The sequence below is a fragment of the Planomicrobium sp. CPCC 101079 genome (assembly GCF_007859275.1).
Taxonomy (GTDB): domain Bacteria; phylum Bacillota; class Bacilli; order Bacillales_A; family Planococcaceae; genus Planococcus.
Window position 1 is genome coordinate 108,419 of sequence record NZ_VOHC01000001.1, and the last position, 25,869, is coordinate 134,287.

General features: G+C 45.3%; 25 protein-coding genes and 2 riboswitches. Of the genes, 12 read left to right on the top strand and 13 right to left on the bottom strand.

Annotated features, from left to right (window positions below):
• The first annotated feature begins 123 nt into the window (after window positions 1-123).
• The 4 genes from FQV28_RS19395 (at window position 124) to FQV28_RS00610 (ending at window position 5,722) form a co-directional block, all read left to right on the top strand.
• The gene (locus FQV28_RS19395) at window positions 124-1,650 is read left to right on the top strand and encodes a DUF2382 domain-containing protein (RefSeq protein ID WP_255472746.1); all 1,527 of its coding nucleotides are present in this window, start codon (window positions 124-126) and stop codon (window positions 1,648-1,650) included.
• 85 nt (window positions 1,651-1,735) lie between these two features.
• Window positions 1,736-1,936 carry a YwbE family protein gene (locus tag FQV28_RS00600; protein WP_146493650.1) on the top strand — a complete coding sequence of 67 codons (201 nt, stop codon included), beginning with the start codon at window positions 1,736-1,738 and terminating at the stop codon, window positions 1,934-1,936.
• Between the two features lie 341 nt (window positions 1,937-2,277).
• Entirely contained in the window at window positions 2,278-4,404 is a 2,127-nt protein-coding gene (locus tag FQV28_RS00605) for an ATP-dependent helicase (protein ID WP_146493651.1), read from the top strand.
• Between the two features lie 49 nt (window positions 4,405-4,453).
• Window positions 4,454-5,722, top strand: a complete 1,269-nt coding sequence (locus FQV28_RS00610) for an MDR family MFS transporter (RefSeq protein ID WP_146493652.1) — start codon at window positions 4,454-4,456, stop codon at window positions 5,720-5,722.
• 80 nt (window positions 5,723-5,802) lie between these two features.
• Here FQV28_RS00610 and FQV28_RS00615 read toward each other — a convergent pair whose 3' ends face one another.
• Window positions 5,803-6,111, bottom strand: a complete 309-nt coding sequence (locus FQV28_RS00615) for a DUF3243 domain-containing protein (protein ID WP_146493653.1) — start codon at window positions 6,109-6,111, stop codon at window positions 5,803-5,805.
• Between the two features lie 160 nt (window positions 6,112-6,271).
• On the opposite strand from FQV28_RS00615, the gene FQV28_RS00620 reads away from it, so the two are divergent.
• Window positions 6,272-7,117 (top strand): VLRF1 family aeRF1-type release factor, encoded by an 846-nt coding sequence (locus tag FQV28_RS00620; protein WP_146493654.1) that lies wholly within the window; start codon window positions 6,272-6,274, stop codon window positions 7,115-7,117.
• A 32-nt stretch (window positions 7,118-7,149) separates the two neighbouring features.
• Here the strand turns inward: FQV28_RS00620 and FQV28_RS00625 are convergent, their stop codons facing one another.
• Window positions 7,150-7,830 carry a hypothetical protein gene (locus FQV28_RS00625; protein WP_146493655.1) on the bottom strand — a complete coding sequence of 227 codons (681 nt, stop codon included), beginning with the start codon at window positions 7,828-7,830 and terminating at the stop codon, window positions 7,150-7,152.
• Window positions 7,831-7,973: 143 nt separating this feature from the next.
• Here FQV28_RS00625 and FQV28_RS00630 point away from each other — a divergent pair, with 143 nt between their 5' ends.
• A complete protein-coding gene (locus FQV28_RS00630) occupies window positions 7,974-8,345 on the top strand; it encodes a VOC family protein (protein ID WP_146493656.1) in 372 nt (123 codons plus the stop codon).
• Window positions 8,346-8,432: 87 nt separating this feature from the next.
• Here FQV28_RS00630 and FQV28_RS00635 read toward each other — a convergent pair whose 3' ends face one another.
• Together FQV28_RS00635 and FQV28_RS00640 are read right to left on the bottom strand one after the other, a co-directional pair.
• Entirely contained in the window at window positions 8,433-9,068 is a 636-nt protein-coding gene (locus FQV28_RS00635) for a hypothetical protein (RefSeq protein ID WP_146493657.1), read from the bottom strand.
• Window positions 9,069-9,078: 10 nt separating this feature from the next.
• Entirely contained in the window at window positions 9,079-9,906 is an 828-nt protein-coding gene (locus FQV28_RS00640) for an ABC transporter ATP-binding protein (RefSeq protein WP_146493658.1), read from the bottom strand.
• A gap of 195 nt (window positions 9,907-10,101) precedes the next feature.
• Here FQV28_RS00640 and FQV28_RS00645 point away from each other — a divergent pair, with 195 nt between their 5' ends.
• Together FQV28_RS00645 and FQV28_RS00650 are read left to right on the top strand one after the other, a co-directional pair.
• The gene (locus FQV28_RS00645; protein WP_146493659.1) at window positions 10,102-11,076 is read left to right on the top strand and encodes an ABC transporter substrate-binding protein; all 975 of its coding nucleotides are present in this window, start codon (window positions 10,102-10,104) and stop codon (window positions 11,074-11,076) included.
• Entirely contained in the window at window positions 11,076-13,037 is a 1,962-nt protein-coding gene (locus tag FQV28_RS00650) for an iron ABC transporter permease (protein WP_146493660.1), read from the top strand. Before FQV28_RS00645 ends, FQV28_RS00650 begins: the two co-directional genes overlap by 1 nt.
• Before the next feature lie 40 nt (window positions 13,038-13,077).
• On the opposite strand, the gene hmpA is transcribed toward FQV28_RS00650, so the two are convergent.
• Window positions 13,078-14,259 (bottom strand): NO-inducible flavohemoprotein, encoded by a 1,182-nt coding sequence (gene hmpA / locus FQV28_RS00655; protein ID WP_146493661.1) that lies wholly within the window; start codon window positions 14,257-14,259, stop codon window positions 13,078-13,080.
• A 199-nt stretch (window positions 14,260-14,458) separates the two neighbouring features.
• Here hmpA and FQV28_RS00660 point away from each other — a divergent pair, with 199 nt between their 5' ends.
• A complete protein-coding gene (locus tag FQV28_RS00660; RefSeq protein ID WP_146493662.1) occupies window positions 14,459-14,890 on the top strand; it encodes an RrF2 family transcriptional regulator in 432 nt (143 codons plus the stop codon).
• Window positions 14,891-14,923: 33 nt separating this feature from the next.
• Here the strand turns inward: FQV28_RS00660 and FQV28_RS00665 are convergent, their stop codons facing one another.
• Window positions 14,924-15,349: a pyridoxamine 5'-phosphate oxidase family protein gene (locus FQV28_RS00665; RefSeq protein WP_146493663.1), complete on the bottom strand. Its 426-nt coding sequence runs from the start codon at window positions 15,347-15,349 to the stop codon at window positions 14,924-14,926.
• 101 nt (window positions 15,350-15,450) lie between these two features.
• Window positions 15,451-15,678: a hypothetical protein gene (locus tag FQV28_RS00670; protein ID WP_146493664.1), complete on the bottom strand. Its 228-nt coding sequence runs from the start codon at window positions 15,676-15,678 to the stop codon at window positions 15,451-15,453.
• 189 nt (window positions 15,679-15,867) lie between these two features.
• On the opposite strand from FQV28_RS00670, the gene FQV28_RS00675 reads away from it, so the two are divergent.
• Window positions 15,868-16,887 (top strand): STAS domain-containing protein, encoded by a 1,020-nt coding sequence (locus tag FQV28_RS00675; protein WP_146493665.1) that lies wholly within the window; start codon window positions 15,868-15,870, stop codon window positions 16,885-16,887.
• An 80-nt stretch (window positions 16,888-16,967) separates the two neighbouring features.
• On the opposite strand, the gene pepT is transcribed toward FQV28_RS00675, so the two are convergent.
• From pepT to FQV28_RS00705, 6 genes are all read right to left on the bottom strand, one after another.
• Entirely contained in the window at window positions 16,968-18,191 is a 1,224-nt protein-coding gene (gene pepT, locus FQV28_RS00680; protein ID WP_146493666.1) for a peptidase T, read from the bottom strand.
• A 150-nt stretch (window positions 18,192-18,341) separates the two neighbouring features.
• Window positions 18,342-19,544, bottom strand: coding sequence for a M20 family metallopeptidase (locus FQV28_RS00685; RefSeq protein ID WP_146493667.1), 1,203 nt, complete (start codon window positions 19,542-19,544; stop codon window positions 18,342-18,344).
• A gap of 19 nt (window positions 19,545-19,563) precedes the next feature.
• Window positions 19,564-20,406, bottom strand: coding sequence for a MetQ/NlpA family ABC transporter substrate-binding protein (locus FQV28_RS00690; protein WP_146493668.1), 843 nt, complete (start codon window positions 20,404-20,406; stop codon window positions 19,564-19,566).
• 42 nt (window positions 20,407-20,448) lie between these two features.
• Complete coding sequence (locus FQV28_RS00695) at window positions 20,449-21,099, bottom strand: methionine ABC transporter permease (protein ID WP_146493669.1); 651 nt, start codon at window positions 21,097-21,099, stop codon at window positions 20,449-20,451.
• A complete protein-coding gene (locus FQV28_RS00700) occupies window positions 21,089-22,120 on the bottom strand; it encodes a methionine ABC transporter ATP-binding protein (protein ID WP_146493670.1) in 1,032 nt (343 codons plus the stop codon). Before FQV28_RS00700 ends, FQV28_RS00695 begins: the two co-directional genes overlap by 11 nt.
• 126 nt (window positions 22,121-22,246) lie before the next feature.
• Window positions 22,247-22,362: riboswitch (SAM riboswitch) on the bottom strand.
• Window positions 22,363-22,495: 133 nt separating this feature from the next.
• On the bottom strand, window positions 22,496-23,137 hold the full coding sequence (locus FQV28_RS00705) for a glycerol-3-phosphate acyltransferase (RefSeq protein WP_146493671.1): 642 nt from the start codon (window positions 23,135-23,137) through the stop codon (window positions 22,496-22,498).
• Between the two features lie 132 nt (window positions 23,138-23,269).
• Window positions 23,270-23,383, top strand: a riboswitch (SAM riboswitch).
• 104 nt (window positions 23,384-23,487) lie between these two features.
• Here FQV28_RS00705 and FQV28_RS00710 point away from each other — a divergent pair.
• Together FQV28_RS00710 and metX are read left to right on the top strand one after the other, a co-directional pair.
• Complete coding sequence (locus tag FQV28_RS00710; protein ID WP_146493672.1) at window positions 23,488-24,777, top strand: O-acetylhomoserine aminocarboxypropyltransferase/cysteine synthase family protein; 1,290 nt, start codon at window positions 23,488-23,490, stop codon at window positions 24,775-24,777.
• Between the two features lie 11 nt (window positions 24,778-24,788).
• Complete coding sequence (gene metX, locus FQV28_RS00715) at window positions 24,789-25,802, top strand: homoserine O-acetyltransferase MetX (RefSeq protein ID WP_146493673.1); 1,014 nt, start codon at window positions 24,789-24,791, stop codon at window positions 25,800-25,802.
• Window positions 25,803-25,869 lie beyond the last annotated feature (67 nt).

The following is a 25,869-nucleotide window of genomic DNA, read 5'->3' on the forward strand; positions in this document are numbered from 1 at the left end:
AGTGTTTGGTCTGCCGCCAGTTGAACCGCCGATTTCTTGGGATGTTTGAGAAAACAACAGGAGGGTATTTTTAAGGCAAGCAAGATTTTCATCGATACACATAATGAATTGGAGGAAAAGAAAATGGCCGACAATAAGTTTATGGGAACGTTCGACAGCGAACAAGAAGTATTGAGAAAGATTGAAGAACTGAAAGCGCAAGGCGCTACAGAAGACCATATGTACGTTATGGCAAAGGATGAAGATCAGCTTTCCATGGTACGCGGCCGGACAGACGTGGACTATAAATCGGCTGAAGGCAATTGGAAAGACAAATTCATGGGCTTCCTGTCCGGCAATGAGCCTGTGCGCCAGGCGTTTGCAGGAATGGGCGTAGATGAGCAGGAAGCGGACCGTTACTACAATGAAGTTCAGAACGGAAGAATCTTATTATTCGTTGACCGCGATTATATGGACAACAACCAAAGCACAGGAACTCAAAATGCAGCATACGGAACGCCATCGCCTGACCGTACCAATTATGTGGATACAGGCACAGTAGCCCGTGACGGATTGACGGTGGATACAAATGATCAAAATGATGTTTATTTTAATGAAGATCGGCGAGACTTGTATTCTGACGGATCGAAAAGCCCAAGCTCTAGCGACAATACCAGTTATGATGAGACTGCTGGAGTCGGAGACAAAACTGGCACAGGTTTTGGCTTAGGAACAGGCGGTGTTGTAAACGATACGCCGAATCCAGACCGGAATGTAAATGACTTTTCCGCAACAAATAGAGACCGCGATAGCAGTGCAACAACAGACAGCTCTACTGGCATGTTTGGCTCGGGTGGACAAGGCGCTGATGATAGAACAACAACCAACCGAGATTCAGGCGGCTTGTTTGGCGGCGGATCCGACAGGGACGATAATCGTGTAAGTGATAGATCGGATAGAGACGACAACTCTAAGAGTGGCGGCGGTATCCTTGGTGGCCTCTTCGGATCTAACGATTCCGACAATGATCGAGGTCATCGCGATACCGACACGTATGGAACTGATGAAGGTTCAAAAACATCAGACAGCGGCACATTTAGCTCCGACCGCAGCGATACACGCGGTACAAATGATAGAATAGTAGGAACAGGCTTTAGCGGCGACGCAGACAGAAGCCGGACGGATGATCGGCAAGGCGGTTCTAATCTGAATTCAGGCACTAACGGCAGTTTAGATAGAAACCGGGATGCCGATGAAGAGACACTCCGTCTTCACGAAGAGCGTTTGCAAGTGGACAAGGATCGTGTACAAACAGGCGAAGTAAACGTTGGAAAACATGTAGTAGAAGAAAGACAAACAATCGATGTTCCGGTTGAGCGGGAAGAAATTGTAATCGAACGCCGCCCTGTCAACGAGAATGCCACTGACACAACTCGCGGCGGTTCAGGTGTCTCAGCTGATGCTTATCAAGAAGGCGACAGCATCCACATTCCATTAACGGAAGAACGTGTGGAAGTCAACAAAACAAATGTTGTTAGTGAAGAGATTGTTGTCGGTAAACGGAAAGTCCAAGATACGGAAACTATCAATGAGACAGTTCGCCGTGAAGAAGCGGACATTGACGATGACACAAATACGAATTTAGATCGCGGCAAAAAAGACCGTTTTTAATTGAAGCGAACACACAAAGCGGGGAATTCCCCGCTTTTTTGTGTTTATTGCGATATGATAGAAGAAAAGCAGGAGGTAATAAGATATGGACGGCAAAAAAAGAAGTGACGTAAAACCAGGCCTAGAAGTGAACATCGTATTGAAGCAAGACCAGCGTACAGGAAAGAAAACGCGTGGCGTAGTGAAGGATTTACTAACAAATTCTGCGACCCATCCCCATGGCATTAAGGTGCGTCTTGAAGACGGCCAAGTTGGCCGGGTAAGCGAAATTTTAAGTTCAAAATAACAAGGGTCAAGAAAACAAAATTCAAAGCAAAAGGGCTCATTGTTATGGGCTCTTTTTCATGTCCAGACTCCAGCGCCCAGCCCCTCGAGGTCGCTTTGGCCTTAAGTTCATGGCAAAAAGCGCCATGACGCTTAAGCCCTCCAGCGCTTGTCGGGGCTAACCGGGCGCATGCGCTTTTCTTGTGTCCAGACTCCAGCGCCCAGATTCTAGGGTCATAAGTCGTCTCGGCTGTGCGGCAAAGAACCCCGCTTCGCCGATCTGCCTTATGCCCGTCGAATCTACCGGGCGCATGCGCTTTTCTTGTGTTAAAATAAAAGGACTTAAAACCGGAGGAGTATCGTATGAGCCAATTTTTTGAACGCAAACAGCAGGAACTTGGAGTCCAATTAAATAAAATACAGCGAAAAGCGGTGGAGCGCACGGAAGGCCCATTGTTGCTTTTGGCATGCCCAGGATCAGGGAAAACGACCACGATGATCATGCGCATCGGCTATTTAATTGAAGAAAAAGGAGTCGCCCCGCAGCGGATCAAAGCGATAACGTTCAGCAAGGCATCCGCCGTCGATATGCTTGAACGCTATAAGCGTTTTTTTCCAAAACAGGCGCCCGTTGATTTTTCGACCATCCATAGCCTGGCTTTTGAAATTACGCGGGAGTACTTTTCAGGCTCACGTTACGTAATGATTGAAGGCAGCGAAACCAATGGACTGCACAAAAAGCGGCTGTTGCGCGAAATGTACCAGACCGAGAACGATGAGCCGATTACAGAAGATCAACTGGATGAGTTGACGTCTTTTATCAGCTTCGTCAAAAACAAAATGCTTCCAAGAGCAAAGTGGAATAAGCTTGAAGGCCCGTTTCCTGGGGCTGTTGAAATTTTAAGAACCTATGAAGCATTCAAAGAGAACTATGACGTAAGGTTAGTAGATTTCGATGATATGCTGACCCTAGCCAATGAGGCTTTGGAAAAAGACAAAGTGCTTCTGGCGAAGTATCAAGCGCGATGGGATTATGTGATGACAGATGAAAGCCAAGACACATCATTGATTCAGCATGCCATCGTTGAGAAGCTTGTGGCTAGGCATAATAATTTATGTGTCGTGGCTGACGACGATCAGTCTATTTACACTTGGCGTGCCGCGGAACCGACTTACTTATTGAAATTTAAAGATGTCTATCCAACAGCGTATATCATGAAGATGGAGCGGAATTACCGTTCTTCGAAGACTATTGTGGATGCGGCAAATATCTTTATCAAATCGAATAAAAAACGGCATGACAAAAACATGTATACGAAACAAGCAGAAGGCAGCCCAATCGTCTTGCGTAAGCTCGCTTCTGAAGAAGATCAACTAAAATACTTGCGGAAAGAATTGCAGAAATTGACGAGTTTTGGCGATGTGGCAATTCTTTACCGCAATAACTCGTCATCTACGCTGTTAATGAGTGAACTTGACCGCCTTGGCATTCCTTTTTATATGAAAGATGCCGATAATCGATTTTTCTCTCACTGGATTGTAGAAGATATGCTGAATTTTATGCGCTTTAGCTTAAAGCCCGAACGCCTTGATATTTACGCGAAAATCGCCTCAAAAACGAATGCTTACTGGTCGGGTTCACAATTGAAGTATTTGAGCCGCATGAAACCATCGGATAAAAATGCATTCGACGAAATTAATCTCAATGTGACACTGAAGGATTATCAAATCAAGATTTTAGGGGAACAAAAAAAGTGGTTTGAAGCATTAAAAACGATGAAGCCGTTAAAAGTTATCCGGACCATCCGAGGTGACCTTGGTTATGACCAAATGCTTTCGAGCCGCGCTGAAAAATTCGGTATGCGGATGGACTACCTGTCACAGATTTTGGTCACGCTTGAACAAATTGCAGAGCCGCTAGCCTCCATGACTGAGTTTGCCAAGCGTTTAAAGGAACTTGAGCAAGTCACCCAGCAGGCGAAGGCAGAAAAGACTGATGATATGTTAACGTTGTCGACTTTCCATAGCTCGAAAGGGTTGGAGTTCGACCGAGTTTATATGATTGATCTAGTGGAAGGTGTTATCCCGACAGAAGAAGATGCGGAGCAACCAGATTTGCTGGAAGAAGCCCGCCGGTTGTTTTATGTAGGTATGACGCGGGCAAAAAACCATTTGGAATTGATCAGTTGCGGCAACGAGTCCCGTTTTATGGCTGAGGTGCGGGAAATCGTGGTGCCAGATAAACAGCCCGTAAGAAAGCAAACGGCTGCTCCGGCAAAACCAATCAAGGTCAAAGTTCCAGACAACCCAAATGCCGTGCAACAGGATGAAGTGCTGGTAGAAGGCGCTAAAGTCCGCCACCGGGTTTTTGGTGCGGGGAAAATTATCGGACGTGACCATGAGCGGCTTGTCATTCAATTTGCCAAAGAGCGCAAAGAGCTGATGATCGACATCTGCCTGAGTTACAAACTGCTGGAATTAATCAAGTAAGAACCAAGTTGAGGGGCTTGGAGAAGTTTAGAGAACGCGAGGAAAAAACATGAAAATCAGGGATTGGGATCAAAGTTTAAAAGTTCGCCTTATAGGCGAATTTTTTATGAATACAAGTTATTGGATGGTATTTCCGTTTTTGGCGATTTACTTTGCTGAAGAATTTGGGAAAGGAATGGCGGGTTTTTTGCTCATTGTCTCACAAGTTTTTTCAGTTGCTTCAAATTTAGTTGGAGGATATTGCGCAGACCGTTATGGACGCAGGCAAATGCTGATGTTGGCATCTATAGGCCAAGGAATAGCGTTCTTGTTGTTCGCCTTCGCAAATTCCCCATGGCTCGAATCCCCTATTCTTGGATTTGTTGCCTTTACAATTGTTGGAATGTGCAGCTCTCTTTACTGGCCGGCCAGTCAAGCGATGATTGCTGATGTTATTCCTGAGAAATACCGGAGTGATGTCTTTGCTATATTCTATACTACTTTAAATATAGCTGTAGTTATCGGGCCTCTTGCTGGAGCGGTGCTATTTTTCTCTTTCCGTTTTGAGTTGCTGCTAGCTGTGGCTCTGATTTCCATGGCCCTTGGTCTGGTAATGCGGTTTTATACAAATGAAACCTTGGCACAAGAAACAATGGAGAAATGGGGAAGTGAGGCATCGGCGAGCTGGGTTACTGCTGTAGGCAAACAATTCCGCGAATATGGGCTGATTTTCAAAGACCGGTTGTTCTTATTGTTCATTATTGCAGGAATTCTTGGAGCACAGACTTTTATGCAGCTGGATTTGCTTATTCCTGTGTATTTAGAGGAGCGCATTAATGTGCAAACCGTGGCTTCGCTATTCGATTGGGAGTGGACGGTAACAGGAGAGACATCATTCGGATTCTTGCTTGCTGAAAATGGGTTGCTTGTGGCGCTTTCAACAGTCATCGTTACGAGATGGATGACAAAGTATCAGGAAAAATGGGTATTTTTCATGGCGGCCGTTCTTTACGGAGTGGCCATGTGGATTTTCCCGTTAACTACTCTTTTCTGGATCATGATCGTGGCAATGGGGATTTTCACATTTGCGGAATTGATGATAGTGGGGCTGCAGCAAAGCTTTATATCAAAATTGGCGCCTGAAGAAATGCGCGGGCAGTATTTTGCAGCAGCAAGTATGCGCTACACGATTGGACGGATGATTGCTCCAATATCAATTCCGATGACAGCTTGGTTCGGGTTCGGCTGGACATTCGCTATTTTGGGGATACTGGCTATCGCCAGCGGTTTTGTCTACCTCCTTATGTTCCGCTTGTTTGAAAAACAGCCATCTTATTGAACAGCCCTGTGCTGTAGGTTATGTACGGATAGCTAATTAGAAACAAAAAGGCCTTCCTTAAAACAGGAAGGTCTTTCTGTTTATTCTTTTTTAACTAACTTCAAAAGCATGTGTGCCATCATATGCTGTTCTTCTTTGTCTCCGACTTTCCACAATTCCTGTAACAGGTATTCTTCGCGGTTTTTCGGTTCTTCGTTTTTCGCTAAATAGTTGGCTACTTTTTCGGTAATCTGCGCTAAGCGTTCTTCGCTTAATCCCATTTTTTCGCCGATTTCGACTTTGCTGCTCAAGTACTCTTTGAAGTGATTGAAATTGGCCAGAATGTCTTCTTTCTTTTCGTCGTCAAAGGATCGTAATTTCTCATCAACTTTTTTATCAACGTTTTCCATTTCTTTACTCACTCCTTTTAGTTTCTTGCATTTCTTGTTTACCACCCTGAAAATTTTCTAAACGTCAGATTGTTCAAAAAGAAGGAGTATTCTCGTTTACGGAAAATGTCTTCGGGTATTCACTATAACAAGGATGGAATTTAAGGAGGATGATGAATGCATGATCTTGTATAACGAAATCCAAGAGTTGAAGAATTTTAACTGTGAGGACCGATGTGTACTGAGCGTTTACTTAAATACGAATCCAGCAGATTTAGAAGCTCAAAACGGTGCTTGGAGAATCCATCTTAAAAACGGCCTTAAGCGTTTAGATGAATACTTAATGGCGTCTCAAGACGAGAAAGAAATAAATAATTATAAAAAATTAAAGAAAAAAGTAGAACGCGAAATTCTGGATCACCAAAACGATTTGCACAAAGGCGTGATTATTTTTGCATCGCCGCATCAGGACCTCTGGTTTGTCCATTACGTCCAAGTGCCGGTAAAAACAAGCTTCCATTGGGAGACGAAACCGGTATTGGATGAACTGCGTTATATGTATAAAGCTTATCCGTATGCAGGAATCATTTTGCCGAGTTTTAAAGGCGTCCGAATCATTGATACATCAATGGGAATAGTAAATGAAGAGATTTTTCACGAATTTGATCCGGGATTAGATTTCTGGATTGAGCAAAAAGGGGTTCATTCTGCTGGACATACAGCAGGCAGCAGTACAAGTTCATTTGGCCCTCAGAGCCATGTAGGAGGAAACTCAGGCAGTGCGGCAGATGACTTCAACTGGAGAATGAAAGAAAATTTAGACCGCTTCTACAAAGACATTGGCAACCAAGTTGAAAAGCTGAAAAAAGAGCGCCACTGGGATGAAATCCATATAGTAGGAGAGACTGAACAAGCGAAAGCTTTTGCCAAGGTATTGCCGAAAAAGCCGGCAAGCTGCTTGTATAAAAACTTAAGCAATAGTTCTCCAAGCCAAATCATCCATGAAGTATTCGAAAATCTTGGTTAACTGAAAAGCCTCAGTGCTATACTGGGGCTTTTTTAATTTGGTGAAGGGCAAAATGTGCAAGTTGCGAAATGGGGCAGTTCTTTATATAAGCAGCACGTTTTCCGGAGCGGGCTTGATACGGCATGCTCGAGTGTTAGGGAACCGATCATCTTTTGGACATAAGAGGTTTTCATGGGCTGCCAATTAGCGGAGTCGAGCAGCCATTCCATGTCTTCGGCAACCCTGCGCGGCTGACGCTTTTCGATGCTCGCGTAGAACCATAAAAGAGAACCGAGAATATTTTCCCATAAAGTAATAGGGGAAATTTTAACGAACTTGCGGAACTCAGCAATCAATTCATGTGTTTGTTCATGGAGTATAAAATGCATGGCTTCAAAACGGTTTTCTGGCGTAATTGTTAGGAAGTGCCGCGAGTCGACATGGGTTTGCAGCAAGTTGTAGCCGAAATTATGGACTCGGTCGAACCGAAGCTCTTGCCAGGAACATGCGAAATAGCCGTTGTGGTTGGTTATCAAATCAAATTGTGCTGAAACAAAAAGCGCATATTGGCGGAAAAAGTAAGAGACAGCCACACCATCGTTTTTGGCGTTGCTCCAATGTTTGATTTCGTCTACCATAACTCTGGAATTTTGCGGCAATGGCTGATGCGGTGGCCGGTCAACAGTAACAGAGTGAGCAGCAAGTGCATATTTAAGGTGAGCAGAGAAGGGCATAACGGAATACTCCTTTTTGTTATATGCTACGTTAAGAAAGAGTTTTTGCAAAGGTATAAGAAAAGCTTATGGCAATACATAAAAACAAGCGCATTTCTTTTTTGGTGAATGATGAGTATGCTGAAAAGAAAAGGGGTTTAGACATGGATTTTGCTATTACTAAAATCGACCATATCCAAGTAGCAGCACCAAGCAATAGTGAACAATCCGCTATCGATTTTTACAGTGGCATTCTTGGAATGGAACAAGTGGAAAAACCGGCTGCGCTAAAAGGAAGAGGGGGAGTATGGTTTGAATTTGGAGCATATCAGCTGCACGTCGGTGTGGAAGAACCTTTCTCATCTGCAAAAAAAGCGCATCCTGCTTTTCAAGTTGCCGGTTTTGAGCAACTGCAAAAGCACTTGAATGCAAGTGGCATTGACGTGAAGAATGATGATAGCATACCAGGCGTCACTCGCTTTTTCATTTCCGATCCGTTCGGCAACCGGCTAGAGTTTTTAAATACAGGCTTATGAGCGATGTGAGCCCTTCTATGAGCACTTTACAACGTTCTATGGTCACATTTCCAAACAAAACAAAAACGCTCCGCTGCTGCGGAGCGTTTATTTGCTTATTGGGCAATAAGGGCATTTGTCGGTGCCGGGTACTTCTTTCAACAAGCAGCACGTAATGCGCTTATAATCATTTTTCGCTTCAGGAAAAGTTCGTCCGCCTAAAAATTGTTGAAAAAACGATTTGCGCATTTCAGGCTGCCAAAGGGCTGCCTCCATCAATGATGCTACATCGTGTTCAGCTTGCTCCGAATCCTGCATGCCGTACATCCAGATGGCATACCCCCAAATGTTTTCCCATAAAGTAATTTTTGATACATGTCCGATTTTTTTGAATGCCTCAACTGCCGGCATGGCATAGTGCTTCAAGACAGTTTCCAAATCGCCTGCTTGGCGTTCCCTCAGAAAGCGTTCATCAATGGCGAAAGATATGCCACCAGCATTTTTCGTCAAATAGACATTACTTAACTGGCCATCCCACATCTTTCCATGAGCCAGCAAGTAGAGTTGAGCGGTAATGAAAAAGCCGAAGCGCCGCATAAAAACAGACGAGGCTACGGCTTTGGTTGGTGCTTCAACTGTTTGGCTGATTTCGGCGAACAATTCGGCTGAGCGATTGTCCATGCTTTCCTGAACGGTCATAAAGCCGGAAGCGCCGTTTTGGACAGCTACTTGAAAAAGTTCCAATTCTTTCATCTTAAGAACCGGTTTTGGCTTCCCGGAGTTCTGGGACGATGCAGCGGCCACGGCCAAATGGTACACAATGCGGCGTGCCAAATAGCGGATCTTTGGAAACTTGGCACTCCATGCCGAATACGGAACGGACCAAATCGCAATTGATGACATCTTCCGGCGTGCCTTGGCCAAACACTTCGCCGTCTTTAATGGCGATAATATTGTGGGCGTAGCGGGACGCCAAATTCAAATCATGAAGCACCATGATAATGGTGCGGCCCTGTGTTTCATTCAGTTCAAATAATAGGTCAAGAATTTCGATTTGATGGGTCATGTCTAAATAAGTGGTTGGTTCATCTAATAGGATGATGTCAGTATCTTGGGCTAGTGTCATAGCAATCCATGCGCGTTGGCGCTGGCCGCCGGATAATTCATCAACCGGTTTATCGCGGAATTCGTCGACGCGGGTTGCTTTCATCGCCGCTTCAACTTTTTCCGTATCTTCTTCAGTCCACCGCTTTAGCCAAGATTGATGCGGATAGCGTCCTTGTTTCACGAGATCGTGGACCGTCAACCCTTCTGGAGATACCGGCGATTGCGGCAAGATGCCCATTTTCTTTGCAACTTCCCGGGAAGACATGCGATGTACTTCTTTGCCTTCCAATAAGATTGAGCCTTCTTGTGGCTTCAATAAACGCGCGATTGAGCGAAGAAGGGTGGACTTGCCGCAGCCGTTGCTGCCGACAAACACTGAAATTTCGCCGCGCGGAATGGATAGATTCAAATTCTCAAATAATAGGTTTTCGTTATATCCAATAGACAGGTCATTTGTTTGGACAGCCATCGTCATTGTGTGATTCCTCCACATCTTTCGCCGTTTGTATAACTGATACAATTTCTCAATACGCTAACTATATCATAAATTTGCAATAAGTGAGAACGATTTTCACTATGAATCTAAATAATCCTTTACAAATGTGACAAAAAACAATAAAATGAAAACGTATTGAGAATCGTTATCAAATAACCTTGGGGGTTACAAAATATGAAGCAGCGAATTTTATTATTGCTGGCAATTTTGGTGCTTGTCCTTGCAGGATGTTCTTCTGCAAGCGAAGAGTCTCCAGCGACGGAAACAACAGCAGAACCGGTTACGATCACAGGAACAAATGGAGAAGTGGCGTTGGATGCGCCAGCTAAAAAAGTTGTTGTGCTTGAGTGGACATATGCAGAAGATTTGCTGGCAGTTGGCGTGCAGCCGGCAGGTATGGCGGACATCGCTGAATATGGAGACTATGTTAATATTGAACCGCAATTGGATGAAACAGTTGTTGATGTGGGAGGACGGCAAGAACCTAATTTGGAAGCAATTGCCGCCATCGAGCCTGACTTGATCATCGGCGTTAGTTTCCGCCATGATGCAATGCTGGCGGACTTGGAAAAAATCGCACCTACTGTGATTTTTAACCCTTATCCGGAAGACGAAAGCATCGACCTGTATGAAGAAATGGAAACAACATTTAAAGAAATTGCAAAAGCTGTAGATAAGACTGCGGAAGCCGATCAAGTGCTTGCAGATCTGGACAGTGAATACGAAGAAAAAGCGGCTGAGATTGAAGCGGCAAACCTGAAGACAAAAGATGTCATTTTAACACTTGCTTATACAGGGCCACAAGCGCCGGAAATTCGCGTCTTTACACCGAACTCTATGGCATCGATTATCTTAGAGCGCATCGGTTTAAACAATGTCCATCAACCGGACCAATTTGAAGTGTTCGGCTCTAGTACTTTTAATGTCGAAGGCTTAGTGAAATACGAAGATGCCAACTATTTGTATACGGTGCCGGATGAAGACAATATTTACGAAAACCAATTAAAAGGCAACGAAGTATGGGAAAACTTGGCGTTCGTTAAAGAAGGCCGCACATTTGATTTGGGCGCGGACACATGGCTGTATGGAGGTCCTTTATCAGCGAAGACGCTCATGGACCAAATCACGGAAGCTATGGTGAGCAACTAATGCAAGGAAAAGTAAAACAGAAGTCCTTTGTCTCTTTGGCAGGGGGCTTTTTCCTGCTTATAGCACTATCGCTCGTCCACTTGACGCAAGGGCAGGCCGACTATACTGCGGCAGAACTGTTGCGAGGGGTATGGTCAGAAGGGCGTATCCAGGATATTGTCACAAGTCTCCGGCTGCCGCGGCTTGTAATCGGCTTGGTGGCGGGCGGTGCACTGGCTGTGTCCGGTGCCGTATTGCAGACGTTGACCAACAATCCGCTCGCTTCTCCAGGAACTTTGGGGATTAATGCCGGTGCGTTTTTCTTTGTAGTCATTTCGGTTATTTTCTTTCCATCACTATTTGGCCAATTCCCATTCGTTACATCTCTACTAGGAGCGGTGATTTCGTCGCTTCTGGTGGTAGGATTGTCAGGAAAGCAGATGGATCCTGTCCGGGTTGCACTGACCGGAATGATTATTTCGCTGCTGTTTTCTTCAATGACCGGAGCGTTGCAGTTGTTATTTGAAAATCAAACAAATGGCCTCTTTTTATGGGGATCGGGAACACTTGTCCAATTGAATTGGGACGGTGTGCAATTTGCGGCACCGGTCGTTGCTGCTTTTCTGGTCGCCGCTTTATTGCTGGCGAAATCAATGGATGTGCTATCGCTCGGAGAGGACATTGCCTCGTCGCTCGGCCAAAATGTCCAACTTGTCAAGTTGTCTGCGTGGGGAATCGCTATCGTTCTGTCTGCTGCAACTGTCAGCGTTGTCGGTCCGATCGGTTTTATCGGCCTGATGGCGCCTCATATTGTCCGGATGATGGGAATACGCGGTCATTTGCCGATTTTTATCCACTCCTTTTTATGGGGAAGCGTCATGTTGATTGGAGCGGACGTGCTCGGCCGGCTCATTCAGCCAGGACAGGAAGTGCCGGTTGGTGCAATGACGGCACTGATTGGCGGTCCTTGGTTGCTGTATTTAGCATGGAAGACGGCAAAATCGCTGAAACGCGGCGATCGCCAAATGGGCGGCACAACAAAGCCCCTCCGTTTAACATGGGTGGTGCCGCTGCTAGTGGGAATGATTGCGGTAATCATTACATTGGCGCTGAGCTTTAATGGGACCGAATGGTCGTTTGAATGGATGAAACCGGTTGTCTGGAATTTCCGTGTTCCACGGGTGCTTACTGCATTTATCGTTGGTGTCATGCTGGCAATTACCGGGGTAATTCTGCAAGGAGTGCTCCGCAATCCGCTGGCCGATTCAAGCGTACTCGGCGTTACGTCGATGGCAGGGGCTGGCGCGATGTTGCTTCTCGTCGTATTTCCTGAAATTCCACCCGCCTTTTTACCGCTTGGTGCAACTCTCGGTGCGGTCTTGGCGCTTGGCATCATCTTAGTGACGGCTTGGAAAAATAATTTCCAGCCGATGCTTGTCGCTTTAATGGGCATTGCCATTTCGGCATTCGGTTCTGCGGCTACACAAGTGTTTGTCGTCAAAGCGAAATTGGCTGTTGCCAGTGCACTTGTCTGGCTTTCTGGAAGCACGTATGGCAAAGGCTGGGAAGATGTCCAATTTGCACTTCTATTGTTTGCCTTGTTTATTTGGCCAGCTATTTACATTACGCGCAGTTTGGACACACTGACATTCGGCGATGATGTAGCGGCAGGCCTTGGCTTGAATATCCGCTCCACTCGTGTAGGGGCATTGATCATTGGCGTCGCTATTTCGACAATCGCTGTATCTGTTGTCGGCACCATCGGTTTTATCGGCCTGGTGGCTCCGCATATCGCCCGCCGTTTGGTCGGTTTCCGCCATTTGCCACTCATGCTTGCTTCAGGCTTGATTGGCGGCTTGTTGCTGGTTACCGCTGATTTTATCGGCCGCATTTTAATCGCACCTAAAGACATCCCGAGTGGCTTAGTCGTCGCTTTGATCGGAACGCCTTACTTGTTGTATTTACTGCGGAAAATGAAATGAAGTAAAAAGGCCTGCCGTTTCGGCAGGCCTTTTTATTGATTTAAACCGATTGCAGTGTAACTGCAGGGCCGAAGAATTCGAAATGTATTTGTTCCTCTGTCATGCCAAGAGCCCGAAGTTCCTGAATGATGCTTTCCATAAACGGAACAGGCCCGCATACATATGCATCGCCTGTGATATCTACAATTTCTTTTAAGACATCACGGGTGATATACCCTTGAGGTTGATCGGAATACAACACTTTGTACGCTGCGTTCGGCATAGAAGCGATATAAGTTTGAATATCGTTGTCAAAAGCATGCATGGCTTTATTGCGTGCCGCGTGGAGGAAGGCAGTTGGCCGCTCAGGCGTCACTGTAGCGACTGTTTCGAACATACTTATCATTGGCGTAATGCCGACGCCTCCGCTGATAAAGGCAACAGGCGATTGTTTGTCAGCATCCAATACAAACGAGCCGGCTGGGGCGCTTGCTTCAAAAGCATCGCCAACATTTATTTCATCGTGCAAGTAAATCGATACTCGGCCATTTGGATCGTTGTCTGCATCACGTTTTACTGAAATGCGGAATTCATCCGGTTTTGCAGCTTGCGACAAGCTATACTGCCGGTTGAACAAATATTTTTCTCCTGGAATTGCCAGGCGGACGGAAATGTATTGGCCTGGCTCGTAAACAGGAACGTTCGAACCATCAGCGGGTTTTAAATAGAAAGAAGTGATGTTTTCACTTTCCTTCACTTTTTCCGCTACAACGAACTTCTTGAAGAACGCCCAACCGTTTTCCTGGTTTTCCATTTTTTTATACATGTCTTTTTCGACATTGATAAAAACGTCAGCGATGACGCCATAAGCTTCTGCCCAAGCATTGATGATGTCATCAGTCGCTGCATCGCCCAGTACTTCTTTAATGGCTTTCAATAGATACTCGCCGACAATCGGGTAGTGCTCCGCTTTAATGCCAAGGCTCACATGCTTGTTGGCGATCTGTACCACAGCAGGCAAGATGGCTTCTAAATGATCGATATGTAATGCTGCTGCATATACTGTATTGGCAAGGGCTGCTTGCTGGCGGCCTTTAGCCTGGTTGGCGTGGTTAAAAATATTCAGCAGTTCCGGATGTGCTTCAAAAAGATTGCGGTAAAAAGTGGTCGTAATAGTTGTCCCATGAACTTCCAGTACAGGCACTGTAGACTTGATGATGGCTTTTGTTTGTTCGGATAACATAGTCTTTCGCTCCTTTTGTTTTTTTATAATTTGACTATAATCCTCTTTCTGATTTAAAGATATATTTAAAATACATGTTTTAAAATTAGACATATTTGCTTTCACATAAAAGACATATTGCTTTTATCTTATGCAGGCTTAATTTCTTTTAAGGAGGGTCTAGACTCGTTATACTGAGAAAGCAGGGAAGGTGAGCATAATGAGGTTGACAATGTATACCGATTTTTCATTGCGTGTATTGATTTACTTGGGGACACAAGAAGAAGGAAAGCTCACGACCATTCAGGAAATTTCCGACGCCTACAATATATCGAAAAACCATTTGACGAAAGTGACATTTGAACTTGGAAAAGCGGGTTTTATCCACACAGTCCGCGGCCGCGGAGGAGGAATCCGGTTAGCGGACGCTCCGCAGAATATCAATATCGGGACAGTTGTAAGGCAAATGGAAGACGATTTTCATTTGGTGGAGTGTTTTGATGTTAAGCATAATCGATGTCCAATTGCGCCAGTTTGCGGACTTCGCGGCGTTCTGGGAAAAGCGCTCCATGCTTATTTGTCTGTCCTTGATCAATACACGCTGGAAGATCTGCTGGGGAATAGGGAAGGGCTGCGCGCCATTTTACAATAATAAAAACGGCTCGAACAACTCGAGCCGTTTTTATTATTGTAATTCGATTGTTTGTGGCTCTTCGCCTTTTTTATTAATAAGGCGGACCCGGTTCGGTTTAATGGCCAAAATTACCAAGTTTGGATCATCGGGTCCTGTGAACCAGCCTTTCAAGGCATCGTTCCATACTTTGTCGATCATGCTTTGATCGTCGTGGATGCCCATTTCGCCTTCGATTTCCAAGAAAGCATCTCCAACACCTTGGCCTTCATAACCTAAAAGAATATGGACATGGGGATTGTCTTCAAGTTCATCGACTTTTTGGGTTTGTTTGCTAGTAGCCGTATACAAAGTGAATTCATCATTGAAAAAAGTCATGTAACGGGAATGGGGTTTATTGTTTTTTACTGTCGCCAACGTCCCGACATGGCTTTCTTCTAAAATTTTCAATGCACTGTTCTTCAATTCTTCTTGGTTCATTGTCATCTCTCCTTTTAGCTTGTTAATCTCATTCAAATAAAAAAGAACCGTATGGAGCTATTCATGCGGTTCTCTTGATGAAAGCCCTTGTTCGTCCGAAATCAGTCCGGATATTTTTCCTCACTGGAGGAATTGCTTTTTGTTGAGCGAGGATTAGCTTCATCCTGCATGTCTTGTTTCAAATCTTCCAAGGCAATGGTATCCACATTTTGTTCTTCTTCGAACATATCTTGTATGCTTTGATTGTCGGTAGTGAACTGTTCTGGGTTATCCATAGAGGGAACTGCTTTTTTTTCATGTTTGCCATCACCGGGATGATTGTTCGTCATTGATAAAGCACCTCTTTCTTTTGATGTTAGTTGTATATTCCTTTATTGGGGAGATTTAAAACATAGACAGGCGGGGTGGCGAGCGTCAGGCCGTGCATAGAGGTTTTTGCTTTTTGTATAAACACTGAAAATAGCAACCGGCAAGAAGTGTATGATAAGATAGAACTATTGAATGAGAGGAGTTGCATCATGGAAACAAAACCTTCAATTACTGTAGGCGGATTGCAATTCAACTGGGATATTGCTGAAGGGAAATTCCAGTTTGAAGGGCAAGATTCCGTCCTTTTTTGGACTTCAACTGCTATGAAAATGTTCTTCGATTCAGTGGAAGAAATTTCTGGGGAAGAAGCAGCAGGCGTAGTGTTAGAAACTACAGGATTTCGCCAAGGAGTGGTAGTAGGTGATTATTTTGCTGACAAAAAAGATGTAGATGTAGCGACAGCTGCTGGATTAATCACGAATACATATGCTTCTGCTGGTTGGGGATTAGCTGAAATCCGGGATTTGAACACGGAAGAAGGCACGCTTGAAGTTCATTTGAGCAACAGCTGGGAACATAAGATAAACGTTGCCCAAGGGAAAAAAGTCGGCGGCAATTTCTTGCCGGCGCATTACGCAGGAATTTTCACAAAACTTTTAGGACGCAATATTTGGTATAAAGTTGTTCATCATCAAATCGAAGGTTTTGATGAAACAATGATTCGGTATTTTCCTTCCGAGGAAAATATCGAGAGAAATATTCATCGGCTTGCCCGTTCGAAAGAAGCGGAGCAAATTCGCCAGTTAGAAAACTTAGTGGAAGAAAAAACAGCTGAGCTGAGTGATTTGATCAAAGAAATTTCTTCGCCGATCATCCCGGTGTTAGAAGATATAGTTGTCGTTCCTCTATTGGGGACGTATGATGAAAGCCGCGCGGAAGAATTGCTTGTAAAAACACTGCAAAACTTGCCGACCCATAAAGCGAAATACTTGGTGCTGGATTTGACAGGCTTGAACAACCGCTTTACTGAACACGCCGCCAGTTTGATCGATAAGCTGGGAGCCACCGCTTCATTGATTGGGACGTCTACGATCTTAGTCGGTATTTCTCCGCAAATGAGTATGGTCATTGCTGAATCCGGCATCAACTTATCTAAATTCAATTGCTTCCAAACATTGCAGCACGGCATTCACTATGCCTTGGCGCAAAATGGACGGAGTATCGTTTGAAAATAAAAAAGACCAGTTTAACTGTAAAGTTAAACTGGTCTTTTTGCGTTATGAAGCTGCTTCGCCCATACGAAAGAAAATTATTTTTGCTCCATTGATCTAACGATTTCCACGATGACTTGAGTTGCTTTTTCCATGTTTTCCGCGGAAATGAACTCGTATTTGCCGTGGTAATTTTCACCGCCGGTAAAGATGTTCGGTGTCGGCATGCCCATGTAAGATAACTGGGAACCATCTGTTCCGCCGCGAACCGGGACAATATTCGGCTCAATGCCTAAGGTTTTAAGAGCGGCTTCTGCTGAGTCGACAATTTCCATTACCGGCTCGATTTTCTCGCGCATATTATAGTATTGGTCTTCGATCTCTAATTTTACGGCATCAGTGCCGTATTCACTTTGCAGTTTTTCAGCCACTTGCTGCATGTAAGCCTTTTTCGCTTCAAATTCGTCTTTATCAAAATAACGGATAATGTAGGATAAGACGGCTTTTTCCACATCGCCATGGAAACTGTTAAGGTGAATAAACCCTTCATAGTCTTCGGTTAACTCCGGCACTTCATTTTGTGGCATTTCCTGCTGGAAGCGGATTGCCACTGTAGAAGCGTTGACCATTTTGTTTTTTGAAGAGCCAGGGTGGACGCTCTTTCCTTGAATTGTCAGCTTAGCAGCAGCAGCGTTAAAGCTTTCGTACTGCAATTCGCCAAGCGGTCCGCCATCCATTGTATATGCAAAGTCTGCGCCAAACCGGGCAACATCAAACTTGTGCGGTCCTTTGCCAATTTCTTCATCCGGTGTGAAAGCTACACGGATTTTTCCGTGCTTGATTTCCGGATGCTGGACCAAATATTCTATCGCCGTCATGATTTCAGCGATTCCGGCTTTGTTGTCAGCGCCGAGAAGCGTCGTGCCGTCTGTCGTAATCAGTGTGTGGCCGACGTAATTTTTTAATGCTGGAAAATCTTTTGGAGACATAACAACCGTTTCGCTCAAGGCAATATCGTTGCCGTCATAGTTTTCGACTCGCTGAGGGTTGATATTTTTGCCGGTGAAATCAGTGGCCGTGTCAACATGTGCCAAAAAGCCGACCACTGGAAGGTCTTTGTCTGTGTTGGAAGGAAGTGTGGCGAACAGGTACCCATGCTCGTCCATTTCGACTTCTTGAAGACCGATTGCATTCATTTCTGTTTCCAATTCGCGCAGCAAATCCCATTGGCCTGGGGTAGAAGGCGTGGAATTGGCGGTGAAATCGGATTGTGTATCAATTTTTGCGTAGCGCACAAGGCGTTCGATTAACGTTTCAAGCATGAATAGATCCTCCTAGTATATGTATTACTCATATTTTAGCATGAAAAGAACGAATTTTGGCAATATGCATGATGAGATAGGGCGGTTAATATTTTACACAGCAAAAGGCAGTATTCCGATTAATGGAATACTGCCTTTTCTTCAAAACTATTATTTCGCTTTTTCTTCTAAAGCCTGTGCGTGTGATTTTTTTACTGCTGATAGCAACTCTGCATCAGTCAATAAGCGGTAGCCCGTGTTGGCAAGCGCTTTTGCGCCTTTAATGAGTGCTTCGTTGCCTGCTTCTGATTTTGCGGCTTCGCGGAATTCAACCGTATGTGCAATCAACTCATCCGGACCGATTTTGATATAAGGATGGGCTGTCGGCACTTCGTAGCTGATATTGCCCGCATCTGTCGAACCAAGCCCTGTTGACCGGGAAGCGGCGACTTCTTCGCCGACACTCTGCAATTCCTCACGGACGACTGCATCCAATGCATCGGTAAGCACCAAGTCTTTCACTTCGTTTTGGAAACGTTCAATTTTAACAGTGGTGCCTGTCGCCAGTGCTGCACCTTCAGCAATTGCCCGGATTTTTCGGGCGGTGTCGGCTGTTTTCTTCCAGGAGTCACCACGGATAAAGAAACGGGCTGAAGCATATTCCGGAATGATATTCGGCGCGTCGCCGCCGTGCGTAATGATGCCGTGTACGCGCGCATCAGACGGCAGCTGCTGGCGCAGTGCATTGACACTATTGAACAACTGAATGATAGCATCCAGCGCATTTACGCCTTCTTCAGGTGATGCAGCAGCGTGCGCGGGCTTGCCGTAAAAATGAAAATCCAGAGGATCGACAGCAAGGGAAGGACCGGTGATCGCCGATTTCCCGGATGGATGAATCATTAACGCTGCATCGATGCCTTCAAGCAGGCCGTGTTTTACGAAACTGCCTTTTGCGCTGCCATTCGGGCCGCCTTCTTCAGCAGGGGTGCCGAGCACAACTACGCGTCCGCCGGTAAAGGCGAATGTTTCAGACAAGGCGATTGCTGCAGCAACACTCGTTGTTCCGATAATATTGTGGCCGCATGCGTGGCCGATTTTCGGTAAAGCGTCGTATTCTGCCAGATAGGCGATAGTCGGGCCAGACAAGCTGCTTTCCTTGCTTGCAAAAAAGGAAGTTTCATGGCCGGCCACAGCAGTTTCCACTGTAAACCCGGCATCTTCCAGCAACTCAACCAGCGTGGCGCTGGCAAAAACTTCTTCATTGCCGATTTCCGGTTTTGCATGGATGGCTTGGCTCGTCGCAATATATTCTTCGCGTCTAGATTCGATTGATTGGGAAATGGTTTCAGCTGCTTCTCTAATTACTGTCATCAAGGTTCCTCCTCAGATTTTATTGATAGTCGACTAGTTCTTCTACAGGAACAAATGTCGGGATTTGAGCGCCCTTTGTATGTTCAATGATAAAATCTTTTGTATCATCTTGTTGGTATAGCTCAACGATTTTTAAGAAATCCGGATCATCTGCATTTTCTTTGCTTGCAGCGATCAAGTTAATATACGGTTTTGCCGTTGCGCTTTCACGGGCAATCGGATCTTCTGTCGGATTCAAACCAGCATCAACCGCGATGCCATTGTTGATGATAGAAGCTGCAACATCAGCCATTGCGCGTGGCGTTTGGCCAGAAATCATTGGAACAAGTTCGATATTTTTCGGATTTTTTGTAATGTCTTCAGCAGTTCCGGTAAGCCCGGCGTCATCAGACAATTCGATCAAACCAGCTTCTTCAAGAAGCAGAAGTCCGCGGCCCATGTTTGTTGCTTCGTTAGGCAAAGCAATTTGAGCGCCTTGCGGCAATTCTTCAAGTGACTCGTATTTGTCAGAGTAAAGGCCCATTGGAGCAATAACGGTAGAGCCGATCGGTACGATGTCAATTTTATGTTCAGCAACAAATTCATCAAAATAAGAAATGGTTTGGAAAGCGTTCAAGTCTAATTCGCCTTCAGCAAGCGCGATATTAGGAGCTACATAATCAGAGAATGTAACGATTTCAAGGTCGATGCCTTCTTTTTCTGCTTTTTCGGCAATATAATCCCAAATGGTTGTATCTGAACCGCTGATGCCAAGGGTGATTTTTCTATTTCCGTCAGCGCCCGATTCTTCTCCGCCGCCTCCGCAAGCTGCCAAAATCAATGCTGTTATAGCTAATAATAAAAGTGCTGTAATTTTTTTCATGTTTTGTTTCCTCCAATAAGTTAGTTTATCTGTGTTGAAAATTTAACTGCGCCGTACGCGTTTTGATAAAATATTTCCAAAAGACTGTACCCCTTGTACCAGTACGACAAGAATAGCGACAGTCAATACCATCACGAGCGTATCAAATCGCTGGTAGCCGTAAGTAATGGCCAAGTCGCCGAGGCCGCCTCCGCCGATTGCACCGGCCATTGCTGATGCTCCGATCAATCCGACAATAGCGATTGTCAATGCCAAAACGAGGGAGCTGAGCGCTTCTGGAATTAGGAAGCGGAAAATAATTTGCGCGGGAGATGCACCCATCGCTTGTGCTGCTTCGATGACACCTTTATCGACTTCAAGCAGCGAGTTCTCGATCAGCCTTGCGATATAAGGGCCTGCATAGAAGACGAGCGGAACGATTGCTGCCGATGTCCCAATTGATGTACCGACAATAAGGCGGGTTAACGGGATGATGGCAACCATCAAAATAATAAAAGGAACGGAACGGAAAATGTTGATGACAATGTTTAAAACTTTGAAAATTGCTTCGTTTTGAAGCAGGTGGCCCCGGCGTGTTACCACCAGCAAGATGCCTAGCGGAAAACCGATCAGGAGCGAGAAAGCAAAAGAGACGCCGGTCATATATACCGTTTCCCATAGGGCTTCTAAGATTTGTTCGTTGTTAACTAGCATGATTTGTTACCTCCTCAACCGTGGCGTCGCTTTTTCGAATTGCAGCTAAGGCACGGTCAATTTCCATGCGGTCGCCAATAAATTCAACGATTAAGTTGCCGTACGGCATGCCTTGCAATTCTGTGATGTTGCCGAACAGAACATTTAGGTCCAGACTGAATTCCCGTGATATCTGGGAAATGAGCGGCCGGCCGACTGAAGTGCCAGTAAATTGAATGCGGTAGATCGAATGGTTGCTTCCTGCATTCTGTATTTGCTGAAGCAGCGTTTCCGGCAGCTCATCATTCATGACTGAGCGGACAAAACGCTGGGTTGTCGGCTGCTGCGGATTTGTAAAAACATCAAATACGCTTCCTTGCTCAATGACTTTTCCAGCTTCAAGCACAGCCACCTTATCGCAAATTTCACGAATAACACCCATTTCATGAGTGATCAGCAAAATGGTGATGCTATACTCGCGATTGATCTTCCGGAGTAAATCCAAAATCGATTGAGTCGTTTGGGGATCTAGTGCAGAAGTTGCTTCGTCGCATAGAAGAACGGAAGGGTTTGTGGCAAGAGCGCGGGCAATTCCGATACGCTGCTTTTGTCCGCCAGATAATTGATCCGGGTATTTTTCGGCCTGATCAGCAAGCCCGACAAAATCAAGCAAGTTTTTCACTTGGTCTTTAATTTTGTTTTTAGGTGTCTTCGCTAAAATGAGCGGCATCGCGACATTATGGAAAACCGTTTTGGAATTGAGCAAATTGAAATGTTGAAATATCATTCCGATATCCTTGCGCGTTGTCCGTATTTCTTTGCTGGTTAAAGTGGAAATATCTTTTCCATGTATTTTTACGCGGCCGTTAGTAGGCCGTTCCAGTAAATTGACTGTACGGATGAGCGAGCTTTTTCCAGCCCCGCTGAAACCGATGACGCCGAAAATTTCCCCGGTCTCCACTGTCAGGTCGATTCCATTCAATGCGTGAATCTCTTGTTTTCCTGACTGATAGGTCTTGGTGACTCCCTCAAATTGAATCATATGTCTTCCTCCTCAAGCAGTTTGGATCTTTTCAAATCTTTTATACATCAGCTTTTCAAAAAATAAAAAAGCCTTCTTTTTTCTTGTCCGCAAGAAAAAAGAAGGCTTCGCATGAAACCATCTAATTTCTCATCTTCCAAACACGCGATAGCGCATTTGCAGGAATTAGCACAGTGTCCGCAAAATGCGAACCCGCTGCCGAAACGTCATAGGGCCTGTCCCTCGGTTTCTCTGGATAAGAAAGTGATGTACGTATTTGATTTGTGAGTTTTACTTTAGGGTGAAATAATAAAAAAGTCAAGGATTTTTTATATATTTTTTTAAGTAGTAGCTTTTAGGAATAAAAAAGTGATTCCAAAAGCAAAACCGGCTCTTTTAACTAGAGCCGGCCGTTTTTTTCTTAAACACGGATGATACTTTTGTTTCTGTCCCATTTTTAATGCGTGAGATATTCTCAAGGTGTTTCCATACTGCCATGGCAAAAAGCAGAAAGGCGGTCACAATCGGCCAGACGCTTTCGGCTGGCCATAAAGCGATGGCTATGAACATGCTGTAGAGAAGAAGCACGCCAATCACCAAATACCCGGTTGTCAGTGCCGCCGCCACCATCAGCAAACCGCCGGCCAATCCCAACTTCCAGTCGAGCGCAAGCATCACCCCGATTACTGCGGCCGTCCCTTTTCCACCGTCGAAATTCATGTAGAAAGGGAAGTTATGGCCAAAAACTACACCTGCTCCAACCACAAATAATAATGTCCACATCATTTCGGGCGACAAGTTGAAATTGCCTAGAAGCATTCTCAAACCGGCTACCGCGATAAAGCCCTTGAAAATATCGAGGAACGCGACGAGCGCTCCGTATTTCCAGCCAAGCACGATAGCGGCATTTGAAGCTCCGGAATTTTTGATGCCTTCTTTTTTAATATTGATGCCTGAAAGGAGCTGGGCAACCGATGATCCATGCAGACAGCCGATAAAGTAACCGATTATAAGTGCAATTGCAATCCATAAAATCATATCGATCCCTCTTTTCTTTATTAAATAACGTTTGAAAAGAGAGAAGGTTTCAAAAAATTATAACAACTTCGCTTGACAAAATGAAAAAGAATTTTTATACTTCTTCACATGATGGAAAACTAAATCTGAATACTCTTATCAAGAGTGGCGGAGGGAATAGGCCCTGCGATGCCCGGCAACCTACAAGCAGCCTGCTTGTAAAGGTGCTAAATCCTACAGACCAGCAATTGGTCTGGCAGATAAGAGGAGGTATCTCCGTAAATGACGGCCCTCTTCTTAACGAAGAGGGTCTTTTTCTGTTCCCTCCTCGTCTTTGTAATCCATCAATAAAACTTTAGGAGGAATAGATGATGACAAATTTCAAACCAGAAACGCTTTTATTGCATGGAGGCCAGCAGCCCGATCCGGAGACGGGGGCAAGAGGGGTACCGATTCACAAAACGACTTCTTATGTATTCAAAAACACGGAGCACGCCCAAAATCTGTTTGGCTTAAAAGAAACAGGAAATATCTACTCGCGCATCATGAACCCGACGGTCGATGTGTTCGAGCAGCGGGTTGCGCTTCTTGAAGGCGGGACAGCAGCGGTGGCACTCGCGTCCGGCATGGCAGCGATTGCATTTTCAATTTTGAACATAGCAGAAGCGGGAGATGAAATTGTCGCAGACAGCAATTTATACGGAGGCACGTACAACTTGTTTGCTAATACGCTGCCGCGCTATGGCATCAGGGTGAAATTTGTGGACGCCACTGATCCTGAAAATTTCCGGTCAGCTATTACGGATAAGACAAAAGCGTTGTTCGGGGAAATTATCGGCAACCCGAGCTTGAATGTGTTTGATGTTGAAAAAGTGGCAGACATTGCGCACGAAAATGGCGTGCCGCTGCTGATCGACAACACATTTGCTTCGCCGTACGGCAGCAATCCGATCGAGTTTGGAGCGGATGTTGTAATCCATTCCGCTACTAAGTGGATTGGCGGGCACGGGACAACGATTGGCGGAATTGCAGTAGACGCCGGCAAATTTGACTGGAACAATTCCCGATTTCCAAACTACACAGAACCGGATGAAAGCTATCATGGCATCCGGTTCGGAATCGATGTGCCGGAAGCGGCATTTGCGACCAAGCTCCGTGTCCAGTTGCTGCGTGATTTTGGGCCGGCACTAAGCCCGGAAAGTGCCCATGCATTTTTGCAGGGACTCGAAACTTTGCATCTGCGCCTGCCGAAGCACAGCAGCAATGCACGAAAAGTCGCAGAATATTTAAGGGAACATCCGGAAGTGGAATGGGTCAATTACATCGGTTTTGAAGACCATCCTTCACATGGTTTAGCACAAAAATACTTGAAGGATACATTTGGATCAATCGTCAACTTCGGGGTGAAAGGCGGACGCGAAGCAGGCAGAAAAGTCATCGACAGCGTGTCTCTATGGTCGCATGTAGCCAACGTCGGAGATGCGAAATCGCTTATTATCCATCCGGCTTCAACAACGCATCAGCAATTGCAAAAAGAAGAGCTCGAACTTTCAGGTGTTACGGAAGAACTGATCCGCTTGTCGGTCGGTCTTGAAAACGCCGATGACTTGATTGCCGATCTTGAACAAGCAATCAAAGCGGCGGTTTTGGAAAACGTATAGGAGGGATTTATATGGCTTCAGTATCCATAGGCTCTCTTATTCTTGAGTCAAACCAAATCTTACATGATATATCACTTGCTTATGAGCGTGTGGGCAACAAGGAAGCTCCGGCTATCCTTGTCTGCCATGCATTGACCGGAGACCAATACAGCGTCGGAACAAAGGAAAGGCCGGGGTGGTGGGCTGGATTGATCGGACCTGGGAAAGCTGTGGACACGAATTCGTTTCAAGTCATCACCTTTAACGTATTAGGCGGCTCCAATGGATCGACCGGTCCCCAGTCTATTAATCCGGAGACTGGAGAGCCTTATCGCGCTTCTTTCCCGCTTTTAACAATTCGTGATATGGTTCGGGCAGAGTATGCGGCATTAAAACTACTAGGGATCTCTCATTTAGCTGCCGTAATCGGCGGTTCACTTGGCGGCATGAAAACTTTGGAGTGGGGGCATCTGTATCCGGATTTCGTAGACATCATTTTCCCGCTTGCCGTAACGCCGGCTTATGGCGATTACGGTATCGCTTTTAATCACATCGGCATTCAAGCGATTGAAGGGGACGCTGAATTCAATGGCGGAAACTACGATGATTCTGCCCGGCTCAATGGATTTCATATCGCGCGAATGGCTGGCATGGTGACATACCGGAGCAGCCAGTTGTTCAATGGCCGCTTTGCGCGGGAGCATAACGGTAAACAATTTGATGTGGAGTCTTATTTATCGTACCAAGGCAAAAAGCTGGTTAAGCGTTTTGATGCCAATAGCTATGTAACCCTCCTAAAAGCGATGAACACGCATGATGTGCGAAAAGCAAAAATCGAAACAGAAGTTTTTTCCTTATCTTATACCCATGATTTGCTTTATCCTCAAGAATTGATGGCTCCTTGGTTGAATGAGTTGCCGAAAGCTTCCGGACAGCTTGTCCAAACTGACTTTGGCCATGACGGCTTCTTAGTCGAATTCGAAAAATGGGGCGGGCATATCAAAACAAAATTGCATCAATTATTCGTTTCTCAGCCTGCGCGCTAGTGAAGAACAGGCAGCATGCAGTCCCAGGAAACCTCTAACTAAATCAATTGAATTAATTGGTGTAAAT